Origin of the sequence: Bradyrhizobium sp. B120 (assembly GCF_049075665.1) — a bacterium.
Classification (GTDB): domain Bacteria; phylum Pseudomonadota; class Alphaproteobacteria; order Rhizobiales; family Xanthobacteraceae; genus Bradyrhizobium.
On sequence record NZ_CP185242.1, the window covers coordinates 179,565 to 204,237 of the forward strand.

At 65.2% G+C, this 24,673-nt stretch carries 23 protein-coding genes; 5 read left to right on the forward strand and 18 right to left on the reverse strand.

The annotated features are described in order from the left end of the window. Window positions 1-297: 297 nt before the first annotated feature. The gene (locus tag ACOIX3_RS00865) at window positions 298-1,368 is read left to right on the forward strand and encodes a DUF2336 domain-containing protein (RefSeq protein WP_420967968.1); all 1,071 of its coding nucleotides are present in this window, start codon (window positions 298-300) and stop codon (window positions 1,366-1,368) included. 204 nt (window positions 1,369-1,572) lie between these two features. Continuing rightward, complete coding sequence (locus ACOIX3_RS00870; RefSeq protein ID WP_420967969.1) at window positions 1,573-2,415, forward strand: phytanoyl-CoA dioxygenase family protein; 843 nt, start codon at window positions 1,573-1,575, stop codon at window positions 2,413-2,415. A 112-nt stretch (window positions 2,416-2,527) separates the two neighbouring features. Here ACOIX3_RS00870 and trmB read toward each other — a convergent pair whose 3' ends face one another. The 16 genes from trmB to murJ all read right to left on the reverse strand — a co-directional run bounded on the left by trmB (window position 2,528) and on the right by murJ (window position 17,696). Then, window positions 2,528-3,268: a tRNA (guanosine(46)-N7)-methyltransferase TrmB gene (gene trmB, locus ACOIX3_RS00875; RefSeq protein WP_420967970.1), complete on the reverse strand. Its 741-nt coding sequence runs from the start codon at window positions 3,266-3,268 to the stop codon at window positions 2,528-2,530. Continuing rightward, complete coding sequence (locus ACOIX3_RS00880; RefSeq protein ID WP_420967971.1) at window positions 3,265-4,389, reverse strand: M20 family metallopeptidase; 1,125 nt, start codon at window positions 4,387-4,389, stop codon at window positions 3,265-3,267. Before ACOIX3_RS00880 ends, trmB begins: the two co-directional genes overlap by 4 nt. Window positions 4,390-4,599: 210 nt before the next feature. Continuing rightward, the gene (locus tag ACOIX3_RS00885) at window positions 4,600-5,016 is read right to left on the reverse strand and encodes a helix-turn-helix domain-containing protein (protein WP_021082652.1); all 417 of its coding nucleotides are present in this window, start codon (window positions 5,014-5,016) and stop codon (window positions 4,600-4,602) included. Window positions 5,017-5,278: 262 nt separating this feature from the next. Then, window positions 5,279-6,892 carry an apolipoprotein N-acyltransferase gene (gene lnt / locus ACOIX3_RS00890; RefSeq protein ID WP_420967972.1) on the reverse strand — a complete coding sequence of 538 codons (1,614 nt, stop codon included), beginning with the start codon at window positions 6,890-6,892 and terminating at the stop codon, window positions 5,279-5,281. Further along, window positions 6,889-8,001 (reverse strand): hemolysin family protein, encoded by a 1,113-nt coding sequence (locus tag ACOIX3_RS00895; RefSeq protein WP_420967973.1) that lies wholly within the window; start codon window positions 7,999-8,001, stop codon window positions 6,889-6,891. The genes lnt and ACOIX3_RS00895 overlap by 4 nt, the downstream gene beginning before the upstream one ends. 1 nt (window position 8,002) lies before the next feature. Further along, window positions 8,003-8,500, reverse strand: coding sequence for an rRNA maturation RNase YbeY (gene ybeY / locus ACOIX3_RS00900; protein WP_420967975.1), 498 nt, complete (start codon window positions 8,498-8,500; stop codon window positions 8,003-8,005). A 68-nt stretch (window positions 8,501-8,568) separates the two neighbouring features. After that, window positions 8,569-9,639, reverse strand: a complete 1,071-nt coding sequence (locus tag ACOIX3_RS00905) for a PhoH family protein (RefSeq protein ID WP_342725337.1) — start codon at window positions 9,637-9,639, stop codon at window positions 8,569-8,571. A gap of 5 nt (window positions 9,640-9,644) precedes the next feature. Beyond that, window positions 9,645-11,033 carry a tRNA (N6-isopentenyl adenosine(37)-C2)-methylthiotransferase MiaB gene (miaB, locus tag ACOIX3_RS00910; RefSeq protein ID WP_420967976.1) on the reverse strand — a complete coding sequence of 463 codons (1,389 nt, stop codon included), beginning with the start codon at window positions 11,031-11,033 and terminating at the stop codon, window positions 9,645-9,647. A 183-nt stretch (window positions 11,034-11,216) separates the two neighbouring features. Further along, on the reverse strand, window positions 11,217-11,897 hold the full coding sequence (locus tag ACOIX3_RS00915) for an HAD family hydrolase (RefSeq protein ID WP_420967977.1): 681 nt from the start codon (window positions 11,895-11,897) through the stop codon (window positions 11,217-11,219). 5 nt (window positions 11,898-11,902) lie between these two features. Then, a complete protein-coding gene (locus ACOIX3_RS00920; RefSeq protein ID WP_092120651.1) occupies window positions 11,903-12,355 on the reverse strand; it encodes a Fur family transcriptional regulator in 453 nt (150 codons plus the stop codon). 67 nt (window positions 12,356-12,422) lie between these two features. Next, a complete protein-coding gene (gene rimI / locus ACOIX3_RS00925; protein WP_420967978.1) occupies window positions 12,423-12,908 on the reverse strand; it encodes a ribosomal protein S18-alanine N-acetyltransferase in 486 nt (161 codons plus the stop codon). After that, on the reverse strand, window positions 12,905-13,600 hold the full coding sequence (gene tsaB / locus ACOIX3_RS00930) for a tRNA (adenosine(37)-N6)-threonylcarbamoyltransferase complex dimerization subunit type 1 TsaB (protein WP_420967979.1): 696 nt from the start codon (window positions 13,598-13,600) through the stop codon (window positions 12,905-12,907). Before tsaB ends, rimI begins: the two co-directional genes overlap by 4 nt. An 88-nt stretch (window positions 13,601-13,688) precedes the next feature. Continuing rightward, a complete protein-coding gene (locus ACOIX3_RS00935; RefSeq protein ID WP_092120642.1) occupies window positions 13,689-14,258 on the reverse strand; it encodes a NifU family protein in 570 nt (189 codons plus the stop codon). A 143-nt stretch (window positions 14,259-14,401) separates the two neighbouring features. Next, the gene (locus ACOIX3_RS00940; RefSeq protein ID WP_092120638.1) at window positions 14,402-14,896 is read right to left on the reverse strand and encodes a universal stress protein; all 495 of its coding nucleotides are present in this window, start codon (window positions 14,894-14,896) and stop codon (window positions 14,402-14,404) included. Between the two features lie 140 nt (window positions 14,897-15,036). Next, window positions 15,037-16,089, reverse strand: a complete 1,053-nt coding sequence (gene trpS / locus ACOIX3_RS00945; RefSeq protein ID WP_420967980.1) for a tryptophan--tRNA ligase — start codon at window positions 16,087-16,089, stop codon at window positions 15,037-15,039. A 68-nt stretch (window positions 16,090-16,157) separates the two neighbouring features. After that, window positions 16,158-17,696, reverse strand: a complete 1,539-nt coding sequence (gene murJ / locus ACOIX3_RS00950; protein WP_420967981.1) for a murein biosynthesis integral membrane protein MurJ — start codon at window positions 17,694-17,696, stop codon at window positions 16,158-16,160. A 239-nt stretch (window positions 17,697-17,935) separates the two neighbouring features. Between murJ and ACOIX3_RS00955 the strand changes: the two genes are divergently transcribed. Continuing rightward, a complete protein-coding gene (locus ACOIX3_RS00955) occupies window positions 17,936-18,937 on the forward strand; it encodes an adenosine kinase (protein ID WP_420967982.1) in 1,002 nt (333 codons plus the stop codon). Window positions 18,938-19,099: 162 nt separating this feature from the next. On the opposite strand, the gene ACOIX3_RS00960 is transcribed toward ACOIX3_RS00955, so the two are convergent. Further along, the gene (locus ACOIX3_RS00960; RefSeq protein ID WP_420967983.1) at window positions 19,100-20,800 is read right to left on the reverse strand and encodes an AMP-binding protein; all 1,701 of its coding nucleotides are present in this window, start codon (window positions 20,798-20,800) and stop codon (window positions 19,100-19,102) included. Window positions 20,801-20,948: 148 nt separating this feature from the next. Beyond that, on the reverse strand, window positions 20,949-22,142 hold the full coding sequence (locus ACOIX3_RS00965) for a serine hydrolase domain-containing protein (protein ID WP_420967984.1): 1,194 nt from the start codon (window positions 22,140-22,142) through the stop codon (window positions 20,949-20,951). A gap of 346 nt (window positions 22,143-22,488) precedes the next feature. On the opposite strand from ACOIX3_RS00965, the gene ACOIX3_RS00970 reads away from it, so the two are divergent. Together ACOIX3_RS00970 and ACOIX3_RS00975 are read left to right on the forward strand one after the other, a co-directional pair. Continuing rightward, window positions 22,489-22,812: a hypothetical protein gene (locus tag ACOIX3_RS00970; protein ID WP_420967985.1), complete on the forward strand. Its 324-nt coding sequence runs from the start codon at window positions 22,489-22,491 to the stop codon at window positions 22,810-22,812. Window positions 22,813-23,043: 231 nt separating this feature from the next. Then, window positions 23,044-24,540 (forward strand): NAD-dependent succinate-semialdehyde dehydrogenase, encoded by a 1,497-nt coding sequence (locus ACOIX3_RS00975; RefSeq protein ID WP_420967986.1) that lies wholly within the window; start codon window positions 23,044-23,046, stop codon window positions 24,538-24,540. The last annotated feature ends 133 nt before the right edge of the window (window positions 24,541-24,673 follow it).

Consider the following 24,673-nt stretch of genomic DNA (forward strand, 5'->3'; position numbering starts at 1 on the left):
GTGTTGTTCAGGTGGCCTTAAGGGGCCGCTAACGCTACCTAAGCCGGATCCGGCCTCGCCGGTCCCGTCAGGTAATAAAAAAGAGCGGGTCCCGGGGGGCCCACTCTCCTACGCGATCGTATGAGATACCATAAGTTGCGGTGGATATAGCCCTTTTGCCGGGGCCCGGCAAGGCCTCCGGGCCGGGCGGAGGGCGATTTTGCGGCCTGGAGGGTGCAGGTTTGACCTAACCCTCCGTTTACGAACGGGGCCATAGATTGCCGAAAATCGGCAGAAGTCGCCGGTTGGACAAGGCTCATGACGACAGCCCCCGCGCTGATCCCGGAACTCGACGACATCGTTCGCCGCGGCGACCCCAGGCGCCGCGCCGAGGCCGCGCGGCGGCTCGGCGATCTGTTCCTGCAGGGTGCGGCGAGCTTTCGCCCCGACCACATCGACCTGTTCGACGGGGTGCTGACCAGTCTGGTGCCGCATGCCGAGCTTGCGGCGCGCATCGATCTCGCCGAACGGCTCGCGCCGCTCGCCAACGCGCCGCGGCGTCTGGTCGGGCAGCTCGCCCGCGAGGACGAGGTCGCAATCGCTGGCCCGGTGCTGCGCCGCTCGCCCGTCCTCGACGATCGGGTGCTGGTCGAGATCGCCAATGCCAAGGGCCAGGGCCATCTGCTGGCGATGACTGAGCGATCCAGGCTCTCGACCGCACTGACCGACGTCATCGTCCGTCGCGGCGATCGCGATGTGATCCGAAGCGCGGCCGGCAATGCCGGCGCCGCGTTCTCGGACGCATCGTTCACGACGCTGGTGCGGCGCGCCGGTCAGGATGGCGTGTTGACCTTGCGGATCGGCCGCCGTGACGATCTTCCGCCCGTGCATCTTAAGAGCCTGCTGGCCGGCTCGATCGACGTGATCCGCCGCCGCTTGCAGATCGTCGCCAGGCCAGAACGGCAGGCCGAGATCAAGCTGGCGCTGAACGAGATCGAAGGCGTCGTCGCGCAGGTCGAGGGCCGCGATTTCGCTGCCGCGCAGCGCACGATCCTGGCGCTGCACCGCGCCGGCGAATTGAACGAGGCCGCGGTGGCAGGCTTCGCAAAGGCCTTCAAATACGAGGAATGCGTGGCGGCGCTCGCGGCGATGACCGGCGTGAAGATCGTCACGCTCGATCGCCTGATCGCCGGCGATCGCTACGATCCGATCCTGATCGCCAGCAAGACGATCGGTTTCGAATGGCCGACCGTGCGCGCCCTGATCCTGATGCGCCTCGGGCCGAACCGCGTGCCGTCGCCGGCCGATATCGAGGGCGCGCGGGTGAATTTCGTCCGCCTGATGCCGTCCACCGCGCAGCGCGTCGTGGATTTCTGGAAGTCGCGCTAGCCCGCGCGGAGACTCTTCGTTCCGTCATCCTGAGGAGCGCGTAGCGCGTCTCGAAGGATGAACGGGCCGGCCGGTGGCCGTCGACCCTTCGAGACGCGCGTTCCGCGCTCCTCAGGGTGACGGTACTAAAAAATACCTCCCAAACTCAAAGCCGCCCGCTATGCTTTCCGCAAGGCGCGACACAGCGCCAACGGGGAGATCGCCATGCTGACGGACGCCGACATCCAATCGCACGCGGAACGGATCCGCGACGACGGATACACCGTGATCGAGCGCGCCGCCTCGCCGGACCTGGTCGAGGGATTGAAGGCGGCGGTCGAGCGGATCGAGAGCGAGCACAATCTTGGCCTCGCCCGGACCTCGTTCGAAGGCTTCAAGACGCTGCGCATCAACAACCTCCTGACCTATGACGAGCTGTTCTGGGAGGTGCCGCTGCATGACAACGTGCTGCCGGTGGTCGAACGCGTGCTGGACAAGGAATGCCTGCTGTCGTCGTTCTGCTCGCTGGTGCTCGGTCCCGGCCAGGAAGCGCAGCCGATCCACGAAGACACCCAGTTGATCCCGCTGCCGCGGCCGCACATTCCGATCACGATCAATGCGATCTGGGCGCTGTCCGATTTCCGCGACGACAACGGCGCGACGCGGATCATTCCGCGCAGCCACAAATTCAATGCGTCCCCGGAGTACGGCAAGCATTACGACGCGGTCACCGCGACCATGCCGGCGGGCAGCGTGATGCTGTTCGACAGCGCGCTGTGGCATGGCGGCGGCGCCAACACCAGCGATGCCAGGCGCTTTGCCTTCTCCTGCGCCTATTGCTGGGGCTGGATGCGCCAGCAGGAGAATCTGCAACTCGGCATTCCGCGCGAGACCGCGGCGCGCTTTCCGCGCCGCCTGCAGGAGCTGTGCGGCTACAGCGTCTACAAGGGCCAGTTCGGCCACATCGACAATCACGATCCGATTGAGCTGCTCGGTCGCGAGCGCGGCAAGCGCATGGTTTGGGAAGCGACCGACGTCAGGAAGGCGCGGATGGCAGGGCAGGGATAACTGTTCGTCATTCCGGGGCTCGCGCAGCGAGAGCCCGGAATCCATTTTTCAGCTTGCATGCGGCGCAATGGCTTTCGGGTCCGTGCTTCGTACGCCCCGCAATGACGACGATTTAGGCCAAGCGCCGAAATCGCAGATATGCCGCCTTGCGCCCTTCGCGCTCGGCCTTGGCGCCGTAGCGCGTCATGGTGTAGTTCGGCCACGGCTCGAGCCAGTCGGTCGCGCGCTCGGCGAGCCAGGCGAAGTCGGGCGAGCGCATCAGATGTGCGAGCGTCCAGGCGCAGTAATCGTCGATGTCGCTGACGAAGCGGAATTCGCCGCCCGGCGGCAGCAATCGGCTCATCGCCGCGACCGTTGCATCCTGCACGAAGCGCCGCTTCCAGTGCCGCCGCTTCGGCCAGGGATCGGGATGAATCAAATCGATGCGCGCGAGCGAGCGGGCGGGCGCCCAGGCCAGCAGCTCGGCGGCGTCGCCGGCGAACAGACGGATGTTGGCGATATTGTGCGCCTCGATCTGGGTCAGGATCTTGGCCATCCCGTTGACATAGGGCTCGCAGCCGATGAAGCCGGTCGCCGGAAAGGCCTGAGCTTCCGCGATCAAATGCTCGCCGCCGCCGAAGCCGATCTCGAGCCTGACGTTTTCGATGCCATCATCGAACAGCTCGGTCAGCGCCTCGGGTGCGGGCGCCGTGATGTCGAGCGAAAGATGCGGCAGCAGCGTGTCGATCAGATCGGCCTGGTGCGCGCGCAGTTTGTGACCCTTGCGCCGCCCGAAAAATGAGCCGCGCGAATGGGCCATCGCGCCATCGTCGGACGAATCGCGATCGTCGCTGTCGTTCGGAGCAGGGGTCATCGCAGCGTCTGATAGAGCCGGTAGAGCAGCCGTGCGCGCGGCTCGATCGACGAAATGTAGAGCTGCTCGTAATGGGTGTGTGCGCCCTTGCCGTCGACGCCGAGGCCGTCGAGCGTTGCGGTATGCGGCGCGGTGAAATTGCCGTCGGAGCCGCCGCCGGTGAATACATCGAGCAGCTCGAAGCCGAGTTCGCCGGCAAGCTCCCTGGCGTGCTCGTAGAGCGCGGCGCCGGCATTGCTCTTCTCGTAGGGCGGACGGTTCAATTCCCCGGTCACCTTCACGCTGACGCCGTCGGTGCGCGAGGTGATGCCGAGGATTTTCGGCACCAGCTCGTCCGCGTCGGCCATGGACGGCACGCGCATGTCGACTTCGGCGTAGGCCTCTTCGGCGATCACGTTCGGCTTGGTGCCGCCGCGGACCACGCCGACATTGACGGTGACGCCGCGCGCAATATCGTTCATCGCCTCCAGCGCCAGGATCACATGGCCGAGTTCCCGGATCGCGCTGCGGCCATCCTCGGGGCGCGTGCCCGCGTGTGCCGGCGCGCCCTTGATATGCACGTCGAAGCGCGCGACTCCCTTGCGTCCGGTGACGATCTTGCCGCCGTCGCGCGCCGGCTCGGTCACCAGCACGTATTTGGCCTTGCGTCCTTCGGCCTCGATCAGCGCGCGCGAGGTCGGGCTGCCGATCTCCTCGTCAGAGACGTAGAGTTGGGTGATGCCGAGCGGCGGGCGCGCGTCATCGGCGCAGATCTGCCGGAACGCGTGATAGGCAAGATACGCGCCGCCTTTCATGTCGTAGATGCCCGGGCCGAACGCGCTGTCGCCTTCGATCTTGAATGGTAACCGTTCGATGAATCCCATCGGGTGAACTGTGTCGAGATGGCTCAACACCAGGATGCCCGGCGCGTCCTGCCCCCAGGACGAGCGCGTCACCAGGTGATCGCCGCAGCCGTCGCGTCCCGCAATGCGGTCGACGGTGGCCGGCAGGTCGCGATATTCAGACGCGACGAGATCAGCCAGCTTGTTGACCTGATCCGGCCGCTCCGTCGGAGATTCGATCTCGACCCAGCGGCGAATGCCGTCGAGGATAGCAGCGGTTTCGAACGGGTTGCTGGACATGCTGTTGTCGTCGCCTGTGAATTCGCTTTGTCATTCAGCGCACGCGCCGCCCAAGCATGATCCGGAAAAGTGCGAAGCGGTTTTCCGGAAAGATCATGTACAAACAAGGAGCTAAAGCGCGACGACGATTCAACGGAACTCGTCGCGCTTTAACGTGCGCCGGAATGACATATTCCAGATTTGACGATCTCTCAAACGGATATGGCCGGATCAGACCTGCTCGGCCGCCTCGCGCGCCGCGATCTGTTCGACCAGTTCGACGATGCTGCGGCGAAGCTTGGCGTCCGCGATCCGCGTGAACGCGCGGGTCAGGGCCAGGCCTTCGGCGGTTGCCAGAAAGTCGGACACATAAGCCGGCGAGGAGCCCTCGCTGAAGCCGTCGGCGGTCTTGACGCCGCTCGGGCCGCCGTCGAACAGGAAAGAGACCGGCACCTGCAGGATTTCGGAGATCTGCTGCAGCCGGCTGGCGCCGACACGGTTGGTGCCCTTCTCGTATTTCTGCACCTGCTGGAACGTCAGGCCTAACGCCTCGCCCAGTTTTTCCTGGCTCATGCCGAGCATGATGCGTCGCATACGGACGCGGCTGCCGACATATTTGTCAACAGGATTGGGCGCTTTGGTGGACATCTCCAACTCTCCTAAGGGATTGCGCGCCCGGGGGTGAGGCAAGTTGGGCGTGGAGTATGCCTCAGGCGCCGGTGCCGTCAAATCCTGCAAGGAGGATCGGGACGAAATGCGGACAATTTGCGCAAAGGGGCTGACTTGGCTTGTGATTTCGCGTGGACCCGTACAATGCGAAGTGCACGGTCGATCTGTCAACAGGTGGAATCACACTGAGGTAAATTTCGACACTTTTTCGGGTTCGTGTGACAACCGCCGATAAGCGCCGTCAGGCCTTTCGCCTGACAAAACGCCTCCGCAAGACGATTGCGAAGGCAACTAACACAATCACAGCGGCGGGGATGTTGCCGACACGCGCATAGATCGTCGGCGCGATGGCCGCCGGCAGGCCGGCATCGAGCACGCCTTCGATGCCGAGCCCAAGTCGGGCGACAATCCGCCCGAGCGGGTCGATGATGGCCGAGATGCCCGTATTCGCGGCGCGCACCATCGGCAGGCCTTCCTCGATCGAGCGCAGCCGGGCCTGCTGCAGATGCTGATAGGGGCCGGTCGAGATTCCGAACCAGCCGTCATTGGTGACGTTGATGATCCAGCCGGGACGGTCGTCGCGGCTCACGACGTTGCCGGGAAAGATCGCCTCGTAGCAGATCAGGGGCAGTGCGCGCGGCGCATTCGGAATATCGAGCGTGCGGCGGATCGTGCCGGGAATGAAGCCGCCCTGCACCTTGGTAAGCTGCACGAAGCCGAGCTTCTCCATCCAGTCCTGGAACGGCAGATATTCTCCGAATGGGACAAGGTGCAGCTTGTCGTAGACCGCAAGCACGCTGCCGTCATGGTCGATGACGTAGATCGAATTATATGCGCGCGTGACGCGGACGCCGGGCGGCAGATCGGGCGCGCGCACCGAACCGGTGATCAGCACGGTTCCCTTCGGCAGCAAGTCGGCGATCTGGGCCATCGCGTCGGCTTCCTTGGTCAGGAAGAACGGAAACGCGGATTCCGGCCAGATCAGGATGGTGGAGTCGCTCACGCCGGTCGAATGCGGCCCGGACGCACGATCCGACAACGTGAGATATTTCTGCATCACCGCCGCCTTGGCGGAGTAGTTGAACTTGGCGTCCTGCTGCAAATCGGGCTGCATGATGCGCAGCTTGACGCCGCTGACCATGCTGGTCGGCTGTTGCGAGAGGCGCACCGCACCGAACGCCAGCATCGCTGCAAGCACCAGCACCGCGGCCACCGGCGCGCGCCACGGCTTGCGGCCGCGCGAGGCGCCGTCGATCAAGACGGCCGGACTTGCGAAGATCGCGACCGCCAGGAACGTCATGCCCCACAGCCCGATCAGCGATGCGGTCTGGGCCAGCACCAGGGGTTCGGTCAGTGCGTAGCCGAACGCATTCCACGGAAAGCCGCTGAGCAGATGGCCGCGCAGCCATTCCGAAATCGTCAAGCTAACCGCCAGCGCCAGCACGCGCGAAGCGTCGCGCGGCCAGATCAGCCGTGCCAGCGCGAAGCCGAAGGCGGTGAACAGCGCGAGATAGGCGGGCAGGCCGAGCACCGCGAATGGCGTCAGCCAGGCGAAAGTGTCAGCATCGACGAAGAAGGCGTAGCCGATCCAGTACAATCCCGGCACGAAATAGCCGAGGCCGAACCAGAAGCCGGACAGCGCTGCGGCGGGTACGCCGCGCCAGCGTCCCGCTGCGCTGCCATCGATCAGCCAGACCGCGATGGAAAAGGTCAGAAACAGCACCGGCCAGGCGTTGAACGGCGCCATCGCCAGCGAGGACAAGGCGCCCGCCGCGAGCGCGAGCACGACGCGCTTCCATCCCCAGGTCAGGATGACGGCGAGACCGATCGATCGGAGCTTGTCGGAGAGCCTCACTGCGGACCGGCTCCCTCGCCGGGCGGCGGCAGGTTGTCATTCGCCTGCGGGGTGCCGGAATCAGGAGCCTGCTCGCGGCGCCGCTCGCGCTCCTTGCGCGGCGCCGGCCGTTCCTTGCGTGTCGTGACCCGCACGCGCTTGACCCGCCGCGGATCGGCGTCGAGCACCTCGACCTCATAATTGCCCGGACCGGAAATCACCTCGCCGCGCACCGGCAGGCGGCCGACGAACGACACCAGATAGCCGCCCAGCGTCTCGACCTCTTCGCCGGCCTCGCCGGTGACGAAGTCTTCGCCGATCACCGAACGGACATCGTCGAGGCTGGCGCGCGCGTCGGCGATAAAGGAGTTGTCCGGCTGGCGGACAATGGACGGCGGCTCGTCGGAATCGTGCTCGTCGTCGATCTCGCCGACGATCTGCTCGACGATGTCCTCGATCGACACCAGCCCATCGGTGCCGCCATATTCGTCGACCACCAGCGCGAGATGGATGCGCGAGGCCTGCATCTGCGCCAGCAGGTCGATCGCGCGCATCGACGGCGGGATGTAGAGCAGCTTGCGGATGATGTGAGCGTCCGCCAGCGGCAGCGCGAGATCGACGCTGCGCAGATCGAGCCCGGCCGGGAACGGCTTCTTGCGCTTCGTCTTGGTCGCGTCGGTGACGCGCGCCTTCGCGGTCATGAAGGCGAGCAGGTCGCGGATGTGCACCATGCCCTCGGGGTCGTCGAGGGTTTCGTTGTAGACGACGAGCCGCGAATGCGCGGCGCTCTCGAACAGGCTCATCAATTCGCCGAGCGGAATGTCGCGCTTGACCGCGACGATGTCGGCGCGATGGATCATGACGTCGGCGATCCGCCGCTCGTTCAGCGACAGGATGTTGCGCAGCATGGTGCGCTCGATAGCCGAGAAGCCGACATCGTCGGGCGTCGAGGCGTCGAGCACCACCTGCAGATCGTCGCGCACCGAGCCGGCCTTCCAGCCGAACAGCGTGCGGATGGCGCGCACCAGCCAGCCCTCGGCCGCCGGGCGCTGCACCTCGCCTTCATGCACGACGGCGGGCAGGTTGCTCACATTGCGCGGATTGTCATGTGTCGGGTCGGAATCCGGCATGTCAGGCGATCCGATCCGCATAGGGGTCGGGAATGCCGAGGGTGCCGAGGATCTCGCGCTCGAGCGCTTCCATGTCCTCGGCATCGTCGTCGTTCTCGTGGTCGTACCCGATCAGATGCAGGAAGCCATGCACCGCGAGATGGCTCAAATGATGGTCGAACGGCTTCTGTTCCTCATCGGCTTCCCGCCGTGTCGTCTGATAGGCGATCGCGATATCGCCGAGCATGCGCGGGGCATCGTCGGGTCCGCCGGCGCCTTCCGGCTGCAGCGCCGGAAACGACAGCACGTTGGTCGGCTTGTCGATGCTGCGCCAGTTGGCGTTGAGGGTGCGGATCCCGGCGTCGTCAGTCAGCATCACCGCAAGCTCGGCATCCGCGACATCGGCATCGACGATTGCGGCGGCGGCCTCGATGGCGCGGTGGATCACCGCGTCGGCATCGGGCTCGGCCTGCCAGCAGTCGGCGGTGACGAGAACCTCGGTTGCAGGAAAAGCGGACACGTTGGTTTCAAAATCTGCGTTATGGCCGGAGCCCGCATCGCGCGGGCTCGCGGCCGAAGCTATTGGTCTCAAGATCTGGCGTTTGCCGGCTTTTGCGGCAATCCCTCATAGGCGGCCACAATGCGCGCCACCAATTCATGGCGGATGACGTCCTCGGCCTTGAAACGCACCTGCGCGATGCCTTCGACGCCGTCGAGCAGCTTCACGGCTTCCGTGAGCCCTGAAGCCTGGCCGTGCGGCAGGTCGACCTGCGACGGGTCGCCGGTGACGATCATCCGGCTGTTCTCGCCGAGACGCGTCAGGAACATCTTCATCTGCATCGTCGTGGTGTTCTGCGCCTCGTCGAGGATGATGGCGGCATTGGTCAGGGTGCGCCCGCGCATGAAGGCGAGCGGCGCGATCTCGATCTCGTTACCCTGCAGCGCGCGCTCGACGACGCGGGCATCCATCAGATCGTACAGCGCATCGTAGATCGGGCGCAGATACGGATCGACTTTCTCCTTGAGGTCGCCGGGCAGGAAGCCGAGCCGCTCGCCGGCCTCGACCGCGGGCCGGGTCAGGATGATGCGATCGACTTCCTTGCGCTCGAACAGCTGTGCTGCGTGGGCGACCGCGAGCCAGGTCTTGCCGGTGCCGGCCGGGCCGATGCCGAACACCAGCTCATGCCGCTTCAGCGCGCGAATGTAGGAATCCTGCGCCGCGGTGCGGGCGCGCACCGGGCGCTTGCGCAGATTGATCGTTTCGAACGTCGGCTTGGCGGTCTTGTTGTCGAATTCGAACAGCGAGCCCTGCGCGATCACGGCGCGGATCGCGCCTTCGACTTCGCCCTGATCGAGGTCGTGCCCTTCGACGGCCTGCGCATAAAGGGTCTCGAGCACACGCCGCGCCGCGTCGCAGCCGTCGCGGGAGCCCGCGATGGTCAGATGATTGCCGCGGGAATCGACCACGACGCCGAGCCGCCGCTCGATCAACGCCAGATTCTGTCCATAGGGGCCGACCAGCGCCGATGCGGCACGGTTGTCGTCGAAATCGATGACGACCTGAGTTTCAGGCGGCCGGGTCTCAGGTGGCATTTGCATGTCGCGGTCAGGTTTGCGGCTGGGAGCGAGCGAAGACGAATCCGATGCGCTTTTGGGCAAGGATTTCAGGCTCCAATGGTCTGCGAAATGAGGCCGGGTGCGGATTGGGTCGCGAGCTCGCCGATCAGGCTGTAGCGCTCGAGGCTGTCGATCCTCACCGGGAGGACCTGGCCGATGATGTCAGGCGATGCCATCACATGGGCGGGCTGCAGATAGGCGGTCCGGCCGACGATCTGGCCCGGATTGCGTGCGGCGCGCTCGAACAGCACATCGACCGTTGTGCCAATCGCAGCCCGGTTGAAGGCCGATTGCTGGCTGTCGATCAATTCCTGAAGCCGCCCCAAGCGCTCGTCCATCTCGGCTGCTGACACCGTCTCCCGCATCTCCGCCGCCGGCGTGCCTGGCCGAGGCGAATACTTGAATGAATACGCCGCAGCGTACCCGATTTGCGTGACAAGCGCGAGAGTGGCGGAAAATTCTTCCCTCGTCTCGCCGGGGAAGCCCACGATAAAATCTGATGAAAAAGCAATGTCTTGCCGCGCGGCCCGGAACCGGTCGATGACGCGCCGGTAGTCATCGGCGGTATGCTTGCGGTTCATGGCGGCCAGGATCCGGTCCGCCCCCGACTGCACCGGCAGGTGCACGAACGGCATCAGCTGCGGCAAATCGCGATGCGCCGCGATCAGGTCGTCGTCGACGTCGCGCGGATGGCTGGTGGAATAGCGCAGCCGCGTGACCTCAGGAATCTCGGCGAGCCGCTGCAGCAATTTGCCGAGTGGCCAGACGCGGCCGTCGGGGCCTTCGCCGTGATAGGCGTTGACGTTCTGTCCGATCAGCGTGAATTCGCGCACGCCGTTATCGGCGAGCTGCTTGACGTCGTCGATGATCTTCGCGACCGGACGCGAGACTTCCGTGCCGCGCGTATAGGGCACCACGCAGAAGGTGCAGAACTTGTCGCAACCTTCCTGCACCGTGACGAAGGCGGAGATGCCGCGGGCGCGGATCGCATCCGGCTTCGGCTGCGGCAGGAAGCCGAACTTGTCCTCGACGGGGAATTCGGTTTCGAGCGCGCGGCCGTTTTCCTGGGCGCGCTTCAGCAGCGCAGGCAGATGATGATAGCTCTGCGGCCCGACCACGATGTCGACGGTCGGCGCACGATGGATGATCTCGGCGCCTTCGGCCTGCGCGACGCAGCCGGCGACCGCGATCTTCATCTCGCGACCCTGGCGCGCGGCCTCATCCTTGGCGACGCGCAGCCGCCCGAGTTCGGAATAGACCTTCTCCGACGCCTTCTCGCGGATGTGGCAGGTGTTGAGGATCACGAGGTCGGCGTCTTCGGCGCTCGCAGTCTCGACAAAGCCCTCGCCGGCCAGCGTGTCCACCATGCGTTGCGCATCGTAGACGTTCATCTGGCAGCCATAGGACTTGATGTGCAGCTTGCGCGGCGGCGTCATGGAACCCTGAATGCGAAAATGGAAACGGCGCCATCAGGGCGCCGTTGCTCAAATAGGGCTTAAACCGGGGAAAATCCAGCGTCTCAACCGTCATTCCGGGGCGATGCGTCAGCATCGAACCCGGAATCTCGAGATTCCGGGTCTGGTCCTTCGGACCATCCCGGAATGACGGCGTTTGATAGCTCAAGCGACCGGGGCTTCAGCCCCAATCCAGCCGATCAAATCGGGCAATTGGCGCATATCTGCGAAGGTTATGGCCGCGCCGGCCTGGCGCAGCAGGTCCTCGTGTTCCGCCGTGCAGTGGCTGCCGCCGTAAAAGCCGAGCACCGTCATCCCGGCGGCGCGGGCGCCGGTGACGCCGGCCACGCTGTCCTCGATCACGATACAGCGCCCGGGGGTGGCGCCCATCTGCTCGGCCGCGAACAGGAAGAGATCGGGCGCCGGTTTGCCGCGCCTGACCTGGGTGGCGGAGAAAATATGCGGCGTGAGCTGGTCGTAGAGCCCGGCGCAGGTCAGGCCGTGATGGATCTTTTCCGGCGTACCGCTGGAGGCCACGCATTTCGGCAAGGTAAGCGCTGATATCGCCTCGCCGACATGCGCGATCGCGCCGAGATCGTCGGCATAGAGACTGAGCGTTGCGTGCTTGATCTCGGCCTCGAAGCTCTCGGGCAGCGCGCGGCCGATCTCGCTCTCCACGATCCGCCGCGCCTCGCGGTCGGACATTCCGAGGAAACGCTTCAGCACGCCGTCGGGCGTGATCGGAAAGCCGTGCCGCGTCAGCGTGTCCGCATGCGCGCGACAGGAGATCACCTCGCTGTCGACAAGCACGCCGTCGCAATCGAAGATGACGAGGTCGAAGCTCACCCGGCTTACGACTTGCTGTCGTCGTCGAGCGGAACGCAATAGAGCTCGAGACGATGATCGACCAGCTTGTAGCCGAGCTTGCGCGCGATCTCGGCCTGCAGCTTCTCGATTTCCTCGGAGGTGAACTCGATCACCTTGCCGTCGCGCAGATTGATCAGATGGTCGTGATGGCTCTCGGGCATCTGCTCGTAGCGCGCGCGGCCCTCGCGGAAGTCGTGACGCTCGATGATGCCGGCATCCTCGAACAGCTTGACGGTGCGATAGACCGTCGAGATCGAGATTTTGTCGTCGACTGCCACGCAGCGGCGATAAAGCTCTTCGACGTCGGGATGATCCATGGCTTCCGCCAGCACCCGCGCGATCACGCGGCGCTGTTCGGTCATGCGCATCCCTGTCGCGGCGCAGCGCGCCTCGATGCCGGTATTTTTATGCGCAGGCGGGATTTTCACCGTGGTCATGGGTTTCGGGCCGTATTCTTCAAACCTTGGGTGGCAGAGCGGAGGGTGTTCTGCCATCGCGCCGATGTTACGACAAGTCGCGCCGCATCAGAAGCGCGTTCAAATGTTCCCCACCGGGCTGCTTGTAATAGCGTTCGCGGCGGCCGATCACGCCGAATCCGGCCCTTTCGTAGAGCCGCCGCGCCGGCTGATTGTTCTCTTCCACTTCGAGGAAGATGGTGCGGATGCCGCGGCCGGCAAGATGGCCGAGATGGATCAGCAGCAGGTCGCGCGACAGGCCGCGCCCGCGCTGATTGGAATCGATCGCAATCGACAGGATTTCCGCCTCATCCGCCGCCATCCGCGACACGGCGAAGCCGATCACCTTGCGGCCCTGCCGCAGCCGGTGCACCAGCGTGTTGCGCTCGGTCAGCATCGCCTCGAATTCGCCTTCGCCCCAGCCGCGATGAAACGACGCGCCGTGCAATTGGGCGAGCCGCGCTGCATCGCGCAGGGATGCGGGCTCGACCGCGGGCGGACCGCCGCCCCACCATCGCGACAGCCAGCCGATCATGTCGTTGGCGGCGCGCTGATGACCAGGCGATCCTTGGGCGGCTTCGCGTCGGGTGCGCGCAGATAGAACGGACGCGGCGGCGCAGTGTCGGGATCCACGGCGGCGCCGACCCAGGCGACCCAGGTGATGTCGGGCGCGGGCTGCCTGTCGACCTTGACCGGCGGAGCCGCATCCGCAGGCCAGCGCTCGGCGAGGATGTTGGCGGCGTTGCCGACCAGATGCAGCGCGCCGAATTGTGCGGCCTCGAGCGCTTCTGCGATCGGCGCAATCTTCGGCTTCACCATCAAGCTGCCGTCGCCGCCCACCAGCTGGAAATAGACGTGATCGTGCCGCGCATCGATCGCCGACAGGATCGCATGCGCGCCGTTCTCGGCAACCACGGGCGCGGCGTAGGCGGCGAGCGTCGAGAGCCCGACGACCGGCTTTTCCGCAGAGAGCGCGAGGCCGCGCGCTGCCGAGAGTCCGACGCGCAGGCCGGTGAAACTGCCGGGGCCGGTGGTGACGGCGATGCGGTCAAGCCCGGCAAAGCCGATGCCGCTCTCTTTCATCACCCGCGCGATCAGCGGCATCAGCGCCTCGGCATGGCCGCGCTGCATCGCCTGGGATTCGATGGCGATGGTATTGCCGGAGGTGGTGTCGAGCACCGCTGCGGAGCAGGCGTCGAGCGCGGTATCGATCGCGAGAATCATCATGGGAGGGCGAATGGCGAATACGAAATGGCGAACAGGGAATTCGTGGAGAGCGCTATTCGCGATCCGCCATGCGCCATTCGCCGCTCCATCACATCGGCCGGACTTCCTGCACGTCGGGCACGAAGTGCCGGAGCAGGTTCTGGATGCCGTGTTGCAGGGTCGCGGTCGATGACGGGCAGCCGGCGCAGGAGCCCTTCATGTTGAGATAAACGATGCCGTCCTTGAAGCCGCGGAAGGTGATGTCGCCGCCGTCATTGGCAACCGCCGGACGCACGCGGGTCTCGATCAGGTCCTTGATCTGCTCGACCGTCTCGGCGTCCGCCTCGTCGAAGAATTCGTCTTCCTCATCGCGGGCGTCGTCGCTGCCGGCGGTGCCGTCGGCGAGCAGCGGCGCGCCGGACATGTAGTGCTCCATGATGGCGCCGAGGATCGCGGGCTTGAGGTGCTGCCAGTCGCCGTCCGCTTTGGTCACGGTGACGAAGTCGGCGCCGTAGAACACGCCGGTGACGCCTGACACGGCGAACAGCCGTTCGGCGAGTGGCGAGCGCGCGGCTGACTCGGGCGAGGAGAATTCCATGGTGCCGCTGTCGAGCACCGTGCGGCCCGGGATGAACTTCAGGGTGGCGGGATTGGGCGTGGCTTCGGTCTGAATGAACATTTGCTGTCTCCGGCGTCGCCGGTTCAAGGCCGGCGCGTTGAGTTCCCTTACCAGATGGCAATTTAAAAGCCTGCGATCAAGCCGCAAAACCGCGGTTCCAGGCCTCAATCCATGCGCTGGAGCGATTTCGAGGCCCGATAACGCTAGGACAGGGCGTCGATCTCGGCGTCGGTCAGGCCGCCCGGCACGATGGTCACCGGGATCGGGAACGCCCCCATGGTCTTGGCCATGGTGGTGATGATCGGCCCGGGCCCCTCGGCGCCCGGATTGGCGGCCAGCACCAGCATCGCGATATCGACGTCCTTGTCGATCACGTCGAGGATCTGCTCGGTCGGGTCGCCCTCGCGAATCACCCGCTCCGGGGTGATCGCGGCGATCCCGTTGGCGCGGCCGGCGGCACGGTCGAGCGCCTCATTGGCAGCTTCCTCGGCCTCGGCGCGCATGATGTCGGCCACCCCCAGCCATTGCTGGTTCTGGTCCTCGGTCTCGATCACCCGCAGCATCAGAACGCCGCCGCCGACCCGGATCGCCCACCGGCTGGCGTAATAGACCGCGCGGTCCCATTCCGCGGTGTCGTCAACGATGACGAGGCATTTCGGCTTGTGACCTGTCTCGTAGCTTCGTCGCTGGGCGGTCATGCATGTCCCGGTGCTGAACCAACAAGCACGATCCGGAAAAGTGCGCAGCGGCTTTCCGAAAAGATCATGCTCAAACCAGGCCCATGCTGCCACACTCCCTCCCTGTTGGGGAGAGGGCGCGCGCAGTTCTGCCGGTGATGTCAGCGCTGGCGGATGAAGCCGACGATGTCCTTGGTGAGGCGCATGGTCTCGTCGGCGATGCCGCGGGCGCGGTTGGCGCCGTCGATCAGGATCGAATCGACATGGCCGGGATCGGCGACCAGCTTCTTCATCTCGGAGGCGATCGGCGCCAGTTTTGCGACGCAAACCTCGACCAGCGCGTTCTTGAAGCTGGAGAACTGCCCGCCGCCGAACTGCGTCAGCACCTCCTGCTTGGAGACGCCGGCGAGCGCCGCGTAGATGCCGACCAGATTGTCGGCCTCGGGACGGGTCTCCAGGCCCTTTTCCTCCGACGGCAGCGGCTCCGGATCGGTCTTCGCCTTGCGGATCTTCTGCGCGATGGTGTCGGCGTCGTCGGTGAGGTTGATGCGCGAATTGTCCGACGCATCCGACTTCGACATCTTCTTGGTGCCGTCGCGCAGGCTCATCACCCGCGTCGCCGGCCCCGTGATCAGCGGTTCCGGCTGCGGGAAGAACAGGCCGTCGGCAAAACCGTGACCACGAATAGAATCGCCGAAATCATTGTTGAACTTCTGCGCGATGTCGCGGGACAGCTCCAGATGCTGCTTCTGGTCCTCGCCGACAGGCACATGGGTCGCGCGGTACAGCAGGATGTCGGCGGCCATCAGCACCGGATAGTCGTAGAGGCCGACGGAAGCGTTCTCGCGGTCCTTGCCGGCCTTCTCCTTGAACTGCGTCATGCGGTTCAGCCAGCCGATGCGCGCGACGCAGTTGAAGATCCAGGTCAGCTCGGCATGGCCGGCGATCTGGCTCTGGTTGAACACGATGTGCTTCTTGGCATCGATGCCCGAGGCGATGAAGGCCGCGGTCACCTCGCGGGTGTTGCGCGCGAGCTCGGCCGGGCCGCCCCAGACCTCGACGCCTTGCGTAATCGCGTGCATGTCGACGACGCAATAGATGCAGTTGTGGGTCTGCTGCATCTTCACGAAGTTGACGATGGCGCCGAGATAGTTGCCGAGGTGCAGATTGCCCGTCGGCTGGACGCCTGAGAAAACCCGTTCAACGAACGCCATGGTCTCGATTCCCGGAAATGGGGCTGCTTTTGCCGGGTCGTTTGCCACTTAAGCCCTGCGTGCGCAAGTCAGGCGGGGTGCCTTTGCCTGACGGCGTTAACCGCCTGTCGCCAGCCGGTGACGCCGAAAAGCTGCAAGAACAGCCCGTAACCGGCGATGCCGGCGGCGATCAGCGCGAGGAGGGAGGCCGCCTGCACGAAACCGTGGCTGCCCGCGGCCGGCAACGCGCCTGCCGCGAGCCACAGCAGGATGCCCATCGCGAGCGCTGCGGCCAGGATGCGCGGCAGCCGGCGGCGCGCCTCGGCGTCGATCGAAAAGCCGAAGGTCACAGCGCCCTTGCGGATCAGCGCCAGCGCGTTGCTCCAGGCGCCGAGCGCAATACCGGCGGCGATTCCGCTCGCGCCGAACATACGGCCGAGCAGGAAGGCCGCCGCGATTGCGACCACGATGGCCTTCAGCGTCGCAAACAGCGGCGTCAGCGTGTCCTCGCGCGCAAAGAACGCCGGCGACAGCGCCTTCACCAGCACATGCGCCGGCAGCGCGAGCGTCAGCCAGATCAGGGCCTGCGCGGTGGCCGCGGTATCCTGGGCTGTGAACGCGCCATGCTCGAACAGCATCCGCACGATCGGCTCGCTCAGCACCATCAGGCCGAGCGTTGCCGGCAGCGCCAGCCCGACCGCGAGTTCGAGCCCGCGCGATTCCGCATGCGCGATCGCGCTGGATTCGCCGCTGCGCACCGCGCGCGTCATCTCTGGGATCAGCACGGTGCCCATGGCGACGCCGACAATGCCGAGCGGCAGCTCGAGCAGGCGGTTGGCGAAATAGAGCCAGGACACCGCCGATGGCGAGGTCGATGCGATCACCGCGCCCGCCACCATGAGCCATTGCGGCGCGCTGCTCGCGACCATGCCGGGGACCGCGCGGCCGAGAAAGCCGCGCATCTCGGGATCGAAGGAGATACGGAGCGGCGCGGCGAGTTTTGCGCCGCGCAGCGCCAGCATCGAGAGTTGCAGAAATCCGGCGACGCCGATCGTTGCGGCCATGACAAGCGCGGCCCGCACCGGCTCCTGCTGCCGCACCAACAGCACGGCCATCACCGATATCAGCGCGATGTTGAACAGCAGCGGCGAGAACGCCGTCAGCGCGAAGCGGCCCTGCGCGTTGAGTAGCGCCATCATCACGGTGACGGGGCCGGCGAAGGCGAGATAGGGCAGCATCAGCCTTGCGTCGTCGACGGCGAATTGCAGCGTGTCGCGGCCGACGAAGCCCGGCGCGATCGCCGCGATCACCAGCGGCATCAGCACGCCGATCACGAGCGCCGCCGCGATGACCGCGGCGCTGACGGTGCCCAGCACGCGGCCGGCAAACGCGGTCGCCGCGGCCATGCCGTCGGCGTCGCGCGCCTTCAGCCAGGCCGGCACCAGGGCGGCATTCAATCCACCCTCGGCCAGCAGCCGTCGCACGACATTTACAAGCTGGAATGCCGCCAGGAAGGCATCCGCCACCGGCCCCGCGCCCAGCAGCGCCGCGATCACGGAATCGCGCACGAAGCCGAGCAGCCGCGAGGCCAGCGTTCCCGTGGAGACCGTGAGGAAGGAGCGGAACATGAGGCATCTATATCAGCAGCGGGTCTTGCCGCCACCGCCTCCTGTACCAAACCCGTCATCCTGAGGTGCGAGCGGAGCGAGCCTCGAAGGATGCACGGCCCGGCTGGTGGCCGTCGATCCTTCGAGACGCGCGTTCCGCGCTCCTCAGTATGACGGAACGTAGAGCTTCCCTTGCTGCCCCAAGGCCTAACGTGATAGGTCGCGGCTCTTGTTGGGTGGCGTTAACACAGGGCAGGTCTATGGCTGACGCAAAATATGACGTTCTCGGGATCGGCAACGCGATCTTCGACATGCTGGTGCAGACCGACGAGGCATTCCTTGCCCGTCACGGCATGACCAAGGGCTCGATGCAGCTGATCGACGAGGCGCGCGCCACCGCGATCTACAGCGATATGGGCGTGGCGACCGAGGTGTCGGGCGGCTCGGCTGCCAACACCATCGTCGGCGTCGGCAATCTCGGCGCCCGTGCGGCCTATGTCGGCAAGGTCAAGGACGACCAGATCGGCAAGCTCTACGTCCACGACATCCGCGCCGCCGGCGTGGCCTTTGACACCGCGCCGGCCAAGGCCGGCCCGGCCACCGGCTGCTGCTACATCCTGGTGACGCCGGACGGCGAGCGCACCATGAACACCTATCTCGGCGCCGCGCAGGACCTGACGCCCGACGACATCGATCCGGCCCAGATCGCAGCCGCCAGCATCATCTATCTCGAGGGCTATCTCTGGGATCCGAAGAACGCCAAGGACGCCTTCGTGAAGGCGGCCGATATCGCGCATGGCGCGGGCCGCCAGGTCGCGCTGACGCTATCGGATTCGTTCTGCGTCGATCGCTACCGCGACGAATTCCTCGCTTTGATGCGCAAGGGCACGGTCGACCTCGTGTTCTCCAACGAGTCCGAGCTGCACTCGCTGTACCAGACGTCGGATTTCGACACCGCGCTGAAGCAGTTCGGCAAGGATACAAAACTCGGTGTCGTTACCCGCAGCGAGAAGGGCTGCGTGGTGATCTCAGGCAATGCCGTCGTATCGGCGCCCGCCTCTCCGATCGACAAGCTCGTCGACACCACCGGCGCCGGCGACCTGTTCGCCGCCGGCTTCCTGGTCGGCCTCATCCGCAATGTCGGCCATGAGAACGCCGGCCGTCTCGGCGCGCTCGCCGCCGCCGAAGTGATCCAGCACATCGGCGCCCGGCCGCTGGTGTCGCTGAAGGATCTGGCGAAGGCGAAGGGGCTGTTGGTTTAGGCGCCTCTTACCTCGCCCCGCTTGCGGGGAGAGGTCGGAACGCATCGTGAGATGCGTTCCGGGTGAGGGGGAGTCTCCGCACACTCATCTCTATCGCATTCGCGGAGATCGCCCCTCACCCCGACCCTCTCCCCGTAAGAACGGGGCGAGGGGGAAGAAAGATCACGCCGTCTTCGCCGCCTTCAATCCGAGCCGCTGCTCGACCGCGTCGCGCATTACGAATTTCTGGATCTTGCCGGTCACCGTCATCGGGAATTCCTCGACGAACTCGACATAGCGCGGGATCTTGTTGTGGGCGATCTGGCCGTGGCAGAAGGCCCGGACCTCGTCGGCGGTCAGCGTCTCGCCTTGGCGGACCCTGACCCAGGCGCACAGCTCCTCGCCATAGCGCGCGTCGGCGACGCCGAAGATCTGCACGTCCTGGATCTTGGGATGGCGGTAGAGGAATTCCTCGATCTCCCTTGGATAGAGGTTCTCGCCGCCGCGGATCACAAGGTCCTTGATGCGGCCGACGATGTTGCAATAGCCCTCGTCGTCGATCACGGCGAGATCGCCGGTGTGCATCCAGCCATTGGCGTCGAGCACCTCGCCTGTCTTTTCCTTCTCGTCCCAATAGCCTGACATCACGCTGTAGCCGCGGGTACAGAGCTCGCCGCGTTCGCCGCGTGCGACCGCCTTGCCGTCGAGGTCGACGACCTTGACCTCGACATGCGGATGGATGCGGCCGACGGTCGAGACACGGCGTTCCAGCGGATCGTCGGTCGCGCTCTGGAAGCTCACCGGGCTGGTCTCGGTCATGCCGTAGGCGATCGTCACCTCGCGCATGTTCATCTCGGTGTTGACGCGCTTCATGACCTCGATCGGGCAGGGCGCGCCGGCCATGATGCCGGTGCGCAGCGACGACAGATCGAAGCGCTTGAACTCGGGATGGTCGAGCTCGGCGATGAACATCGTCGGCACGCCGTACAGCGTCGTGCATTTCTCCTGTGCGATCGTCGCAAGCGTCGCCAGCGGATCAAAACCTTCGCCGGGATAGACCATGGTGGTGCCGAGCGTGACCGATGCGAGGTTGCCCATCACCATGCCGAAGCAATGATAGAGCGGCACCGGAATGCAGATGCGGTCCTGCTCGGTCAGGCGCATGGCGCGGCCGGTGAAGTAGCCGTTGTTGAGGATGTTGTGATGCGTCAGCGTCACGCCCTTGGGCGAGCCGGTGGTGCCGCTGGTGAACTGGATATTGACGGGATCGTCGAACTGCAGGCTCTCGCCGAGCGCGGCGAGCTGTTCGCGATGGCGCTCGCCGCCCATCTGCGACACCCGCTCGAACGGAATCGTGCCTGATGCCGCCGGTCCGCCGATCTGGATCACGGCGCGCAGCTGCGGCAGACGCGCCGCGCGCAGATGGCCGGGCTCCGAACTCGCAAGCTCGGGCAGCAGCGTGTTCAGCATCTCCATATAGGCCGAGGTCTTGAACGCGGTCGCGGTCACGATCGCAGCGCAGCCGACCTTGCCGAGCGCGAATTCGAGCTCGCTCAGCCGGTAGGCCGGATTGATGGTGACGAGGATCAGGCCGGCCTTCGCGGCGGCGAATTGCGTCAGCGTCCATTCCGGCCGGTTCAGCGACCAGATGCCGATCCGCTCGCCGCGTTGCAGCCCGAGCGCAAGGAAGCCGGCCGCAAGGGCCTCGACCCGCTCGGCGAATTCGTTCCAGGTCCAGCGCACATTGTGGCTGGGCGAGACCAGCGCCTCGCGGTCGCCCCAACGCGCGCGGGCGCGGTCGAGGCTGCGGCCGATGGTTTCACCGAGCAGCGGCGTATCGGAAATGCCGCAGACATAGCTGTCTGCCTTGGATGTGGGTGCCAAGCTCGTCCCTCCTCGTGTCGTGTTCGTGTCGTCACGCTTTTTTGCGCGATCTTAGTCGTTTGGCGCCGACAGGACAGGCCCGACCTATGGCGGGTATGAAAAATCCCTCCCCGCGAGGGGAGGGATTTGTTGCTGCTGGACTGGAACCTCAGGCCGCCCTTTGCCCGCTGCCGGCGTCGAGGCCGGCATAGATGCCCTTCTCGAAGCCTGCGAAGGCCTCCAGGCTGTGCTTGTCGGCGAACGGCAACAGTTGGGTCAGGATCACGCCGCAGACGTCGCGCGACGGATCGATCCAGTAATAGGTGTTGGCAAGGCCCGCCCAGGCGAGGCTGCCGGCGCTGCGGCCTTCCGGCGTCTTGGCGGTATTGATCAGGAAGCTCAGGCCCCATTTCTTGACGATGTCGGGCCAGAGATCGACGTCGTTGGTGAACGGCGGCGCCGCTGATGTCATCTTGCCGACGGTGAGATCGCCGATGTGGTTCTGTCCCATCGTTGCGATGGTCTCGGCTTTCAGCACCTCATTGCCGTTGCCTTTGCCCTTGTTGAGGATCATCTGGCAGAACTTGAGGTAGTCGGCCGCGGTCGAATAGAGGCCGCCGCCGCCCATGTGGAATTCAGGGTTCTGCTCGAGCTCGAACGGGATCGCCGCAAGCGTTCCGTCCTCGCCGCGCGCGTGCATACCGACCAGCCGCTTGCGCATGTTGTCCGTGATCTTGAAGCCGGTGTCGCTCATGCCGAGCGGCGCGAACATGTGGTCGTGCAAATACGCATCGAGCTTCTTGCCGGATGCTGCTTCCACGGCCTTGCCGACGAAGTCGATATTGATACCGTATTCCCAGCGCGTGCCGGGATCGCTCGCCAGCGGCGTCTTCAGTGCGGCATTCGAGCAGGAGATGATCCCGGGCGTGCCGGTCTTCTCCATATATTTCCCCATGTCGGCATTCCACAGGTCGTAGCAGAAGCCGGCAGTATGGGTCATGAGCTTGCGCAGTGTGATCGGCCCCTTGGCAGGCCGCAGCTTCGGCTCGCCCTTGGCATCGAAGCCGTCGAGCACCTGCACGGCGGCGAGATCGGGCAGCAGCTTGCCGATCGGCTCATCGAGCGAGAGCTTGCCCTGCTCGACCAGCTGCATCGCGCCCGCGCAGGTCACCGCCTTGGTCATCGAGGCGATCCAGAACACGCTGTCGGCTGTCATCGGATCGCTCTTGGAAAGGTCGCGCTTGCCGAACGCGCCCTCGTAGATCACGTCCTTGCCGGTGGCCGCGACGGCGACCACGCCGGGAATCTCCTTTGCCTCGCTCTTCTGCCGCAATACCTGATCGATCTGAGCCTTGCTCTGCATTGGGGGCGTCCTCCGGTGGGTTTATTGTTTTGAAGTGCGGGGATCATCCTCCCGCTTTTCTGCTCCCGCAAGCCGGGTGCGATGCGATGATGTCGCGATGTCGTGAGGGCAATGCCGTTAGGAACGGCCGTGCTCAACAGATGTTCACCACGCGCGCAGATTTTGCGGTGGACTCCGCACAAGTCCCGATGACCCAGAAAGGCGGCCACGGTAACGTGATCAGCAGATTGATTTTCGTACCTGATTATTTGCATTAACGCATTCAGATCGCTGCATAAACGGTGCGGCGAATTGGGATGGATTTGACGAAAAGATTCGTCATTTCGCGCCTTGCGGGGACGCAGCAATGATTTCGACATGGAGTGAATGGAAGCGCTATCCGCGGCCGGGCCGCGGCGAGAATATCGAGGCGCCGATCAGCCCAGGTCTCTATGAGGTTCGCTACGCGGGTACCGGCGCCCTGCACTCGTTTGAGGCAGTCGATAATGTCGCCCAGGCGCTGGCGCTGCTGCAGACCGGCGTCAAGTCCTGGTTCGGCCGTCGCGACGCGCGGGCGCAAGCCGACCTCGAATACCGGACCTGCGCGACCACGACCAAGGCGGATGCCAAGGCCGCCGCCGAGCGCATGATCGGCCGGCGCGAAGCCTACATGTCGGGCGGCGCGATCTGACGAGATCGTCATTCCGGGGCGGCTCGAAGCGCCGAACCCGGAATCTCGAGATTCCCCGGTGCGCAATCGCGCATCTGAGGTTCGATGCTACACATCGCCCCGGAACGACAGTCTTCCGCAACGGCGCTGCGTTTGCGTCCAAGCAGGGTCGCGCTGGCCGCCAGTGCATCGCAGCGGCTTTCCGCCTATATAGCGGCGAATACCCTCCAAAGAAATTCCAGGAGTAACGCCATGACCCCGCCCGTTGCCGCACGCGCCACGCAATCCGCAGCATCCTCCCTGCAAAGCCGCCTGAAGGACCCGTCGCTGCTGCGCGACCGCTGCTACATCGACGGCGCCTGGGTCGGTACGCCCGAGTTTGCCGTCAACAATCCCGCGACCGGCGTCGAGCTGATCAAGATTCCGCAACTGGGCGCTGACGATACCACCAGGGCCGTCGAGGCCGCCCAGCGCGCGTTTCCGGCCTGGGCCAAGCTGACCGCCAAGCAGCGCTCCAACATCTTGCGCAAATGGTTTGATCTGATCATCGCCAACCGCGAGGATCTCGCGCTGATCCTGACCTCCGAGCAGGGCAAGCCGCTGGCGGAAGCGCTCGGCGAAGTCGATATCGGCGCGGCCTATGTCGAGTTCTTCGCGGAGGAAGCGCGCCGCGTCTATGGCGAGACGATTCCGACCCAGCGTCCGGATGCCCGCCTGCTCGCGATCCGGCAACCGATCGGCGTCTGCGGCGCCATCACGCCGTGGAATTTCCCGAACTCGATGATCACGCGAAAAGTGTCGCCGGCGCTGGCCGCCGGCTGCACCGTGGTGCTGAAGCCCGCCAATGAGACGCCGTTGTCGGCACTCGCGCTCGCTGTGCTGGCCGAGAAGGCCGGCGTGCCGAAGGGCGTGCTCAACATCGTCACCGGTGATGCGCCGCCGATCGGCAAGGTGCTGTGCGAACATCCGGCGGTGCGCTTCGTCGGCTTCACGGGTTCGACCAATGTCGGCAAGATACTGTACCGGCAAGCATCGGTCGGCGTGAAGAAGCTCGGCCTCGAGCTCGGCGGCAACGCGCCCTTCGTGGTGTTCGATGATGCCGACATCGACGCCGCGGTCGAAGGCGCCATGGTCTCGAAGTACCGCAACATGGGCCAGACCTGCGTCTGCGCCAACCGTCTCTACGCGCAGGACAAGATCTACGACCAGTTCGTCGAGAAGCTGTCGAAGAAGGTCGCCGAGATGAAGATCGGCGACGGCACGGAGGCCGGCGTGACCCAGGGACCGCTGATCAACATGAAGGCGATCGAGAAGGTCGAGCGGCACATTGCCGACGCGGTGAAGGGCGGCGCCAAGGTCGTGACCGGCGGCAAGCGCTCGGCGCTGGGCCGCAGCTTCTTCGAGCCGACCGTGCTGTCGGACGTGAGACCCGACGCGCTCGTCGCGCAGGAGGAAACTTTCGGCCCGCTCGCGCCGGTGATCCGCTTCAAGGACGAGGCCGGTGTGATCGCGATGTGCAACGCCTCGCCGTTCGGCCTCGCCTCCTACTTCTATTCGCGTGACATCGGCCGCGTCTGGCGCGTCGCCGAAGCACTGGAGTCGGGCATGGTCGGCGTCAACTCCGGTCTGATCACGACCGAGGTCGCGCCGTTCGGCGGCGTCAAGGAATCGGGTCTGGGCCGCGAAGGCTCGCGCCACGGCATGGATGAATATGTCGAGATCAAATACGTGATGATGGCCGGCGTCTGATCGCGGAGTACCGTGTCCCTTCGCTCTCATGGGCGAGGGGACACATGCCGGCGAATCCGTCAGTCGTCATTGTCGATCGCTCCCGGCGGCATTTATCAGGCTGCGACAATTCACCGCGATCGCCGAATCTATC

Bases quoted from the DNA above. Each gene is read 5' to 3' on its own strand.
- ACOIX3_RS00865 (WP_420967968.1), top strand. From the start codon at position 298: ATGACGACAGCCCCCGCGCTGATCCCGGAACTCGACGACATCGTTCGC.
- ACOIX3_RS00895 (WP_420967973.1), bottom strand. From the start codon at position 8,001: ATGCCGGATTCCGACCCGACACATGACAATCCGCGCAATGTGAGCAAC.
- ACOIX3_RS00940 (WP_092120638.1), bottom strand. From the start codon at position 14,896: ATGACCGCCCAGCGACGAAGCTACGAGACAGGTCACAAGCCGAAATGC.
- ACOIX3_RS00880 (WP_420967971.1), bottom strand. From the start codon at position 4,389: ATGTCCAGCAACCCGTTCGAAACCGCTGCTATCCTCGACGGCATTCGC.
- trpS (WP_420967980.1), bottom strand. From the start codon at position 16,089: ATGGCGTTCGTTGAACGGGTTTTCTCAGGCGTCCAGCCGACGGGCAAT.
- trmB (WP_420967970.1), bottom strand. From the start codon at position 3,268: ATGACCCCTGCTCCGAACGACAGCGACGATCGCGATTCGTCCGACGAT.
- miaB (WP_420967976.1), bottom strand. From the start codon at position 11,033: ATGACGCCGCCGCGCAAGCTGCACATCAAGTCCTATGGCTGCCAGATG.
- ACOIX3_RS00970 (WP_420967985.1), top strand. From the start codon at position 22,489: ATGATTTCGACATGGAGTGAATGGAAGCGCTATCCGCGGCCGGGCCGC.
- ACOIX3_RS00965 (WP_420967984.1), bottom strand. From the start codon at position 22,142: ATGCAGAGCAAGGCTCAGATCGATCAGGTATTGCGGCAGAAGAGCGAG.
- rimI (WP_420967978.1), bottom strand. From the start codon at position 12,908: ATGATCGGCTGGCTGTCGCGATGGTGGGGCGGCGGTCCGCCCGCGGTC.
- murJ (WP_420967981.1), bottom strand. From the start codon at position 17,696: ATGTTCCGCTCCTTCCTCACGGTCTCCACGGGAACGCTGGCCTCGCGG.
- ACOIX3_RS00885 (WP_021082652.1), bottom strand. From the start codon at position 5,016: ATGTCCACCAAAGCGCCCAATCCTGTTGACAAATATGTCGGCAGCCGC.
- ACOIX3_RS00920 (WP_092120651.1), bottom strand. From the start codon at position 12,355: ATGACCACGGTGAAAATCCCGCCTGCGCATAAAAATACCGGCATCGAG.
- tsaB (WP_420967979.1), bottom strand. From the start codon at position 13,600: ATGATGATTCTCGCGATCGATACCGCGCTCGACGCCTGCTCCGCAGCG.
- ACOIX3_RS00975 (WP_420967986.1), top strand. From the start codon at position 23,044: ATGACCCCGCCCGTTGCCGCACGCGCCACGCAATCCGCAGCATCCTCC.
- ACOIX3_RS00870 (WP_420967969.1), top strand. From the start codon at position 1,573: ATGCTGACGGACGCCGACATCCAATCGCACGCGGAACGGATCCGCGAC.
- ACOIX3_RS00935 (WP_092120642.1), bottom strand. From the start codon at position 14,258: ATGTTCATTCAGACCGAAGCCACGCCCAATCCCGCCACCCTGAAGTTC.
- ACOIX3_RS00955 (WP_420967982.1), top strand. From the start codon at position 17,936: ATGGCTGACGCAAAATATGACGTTCTCGGGATCGGCAACGCGATCTTC.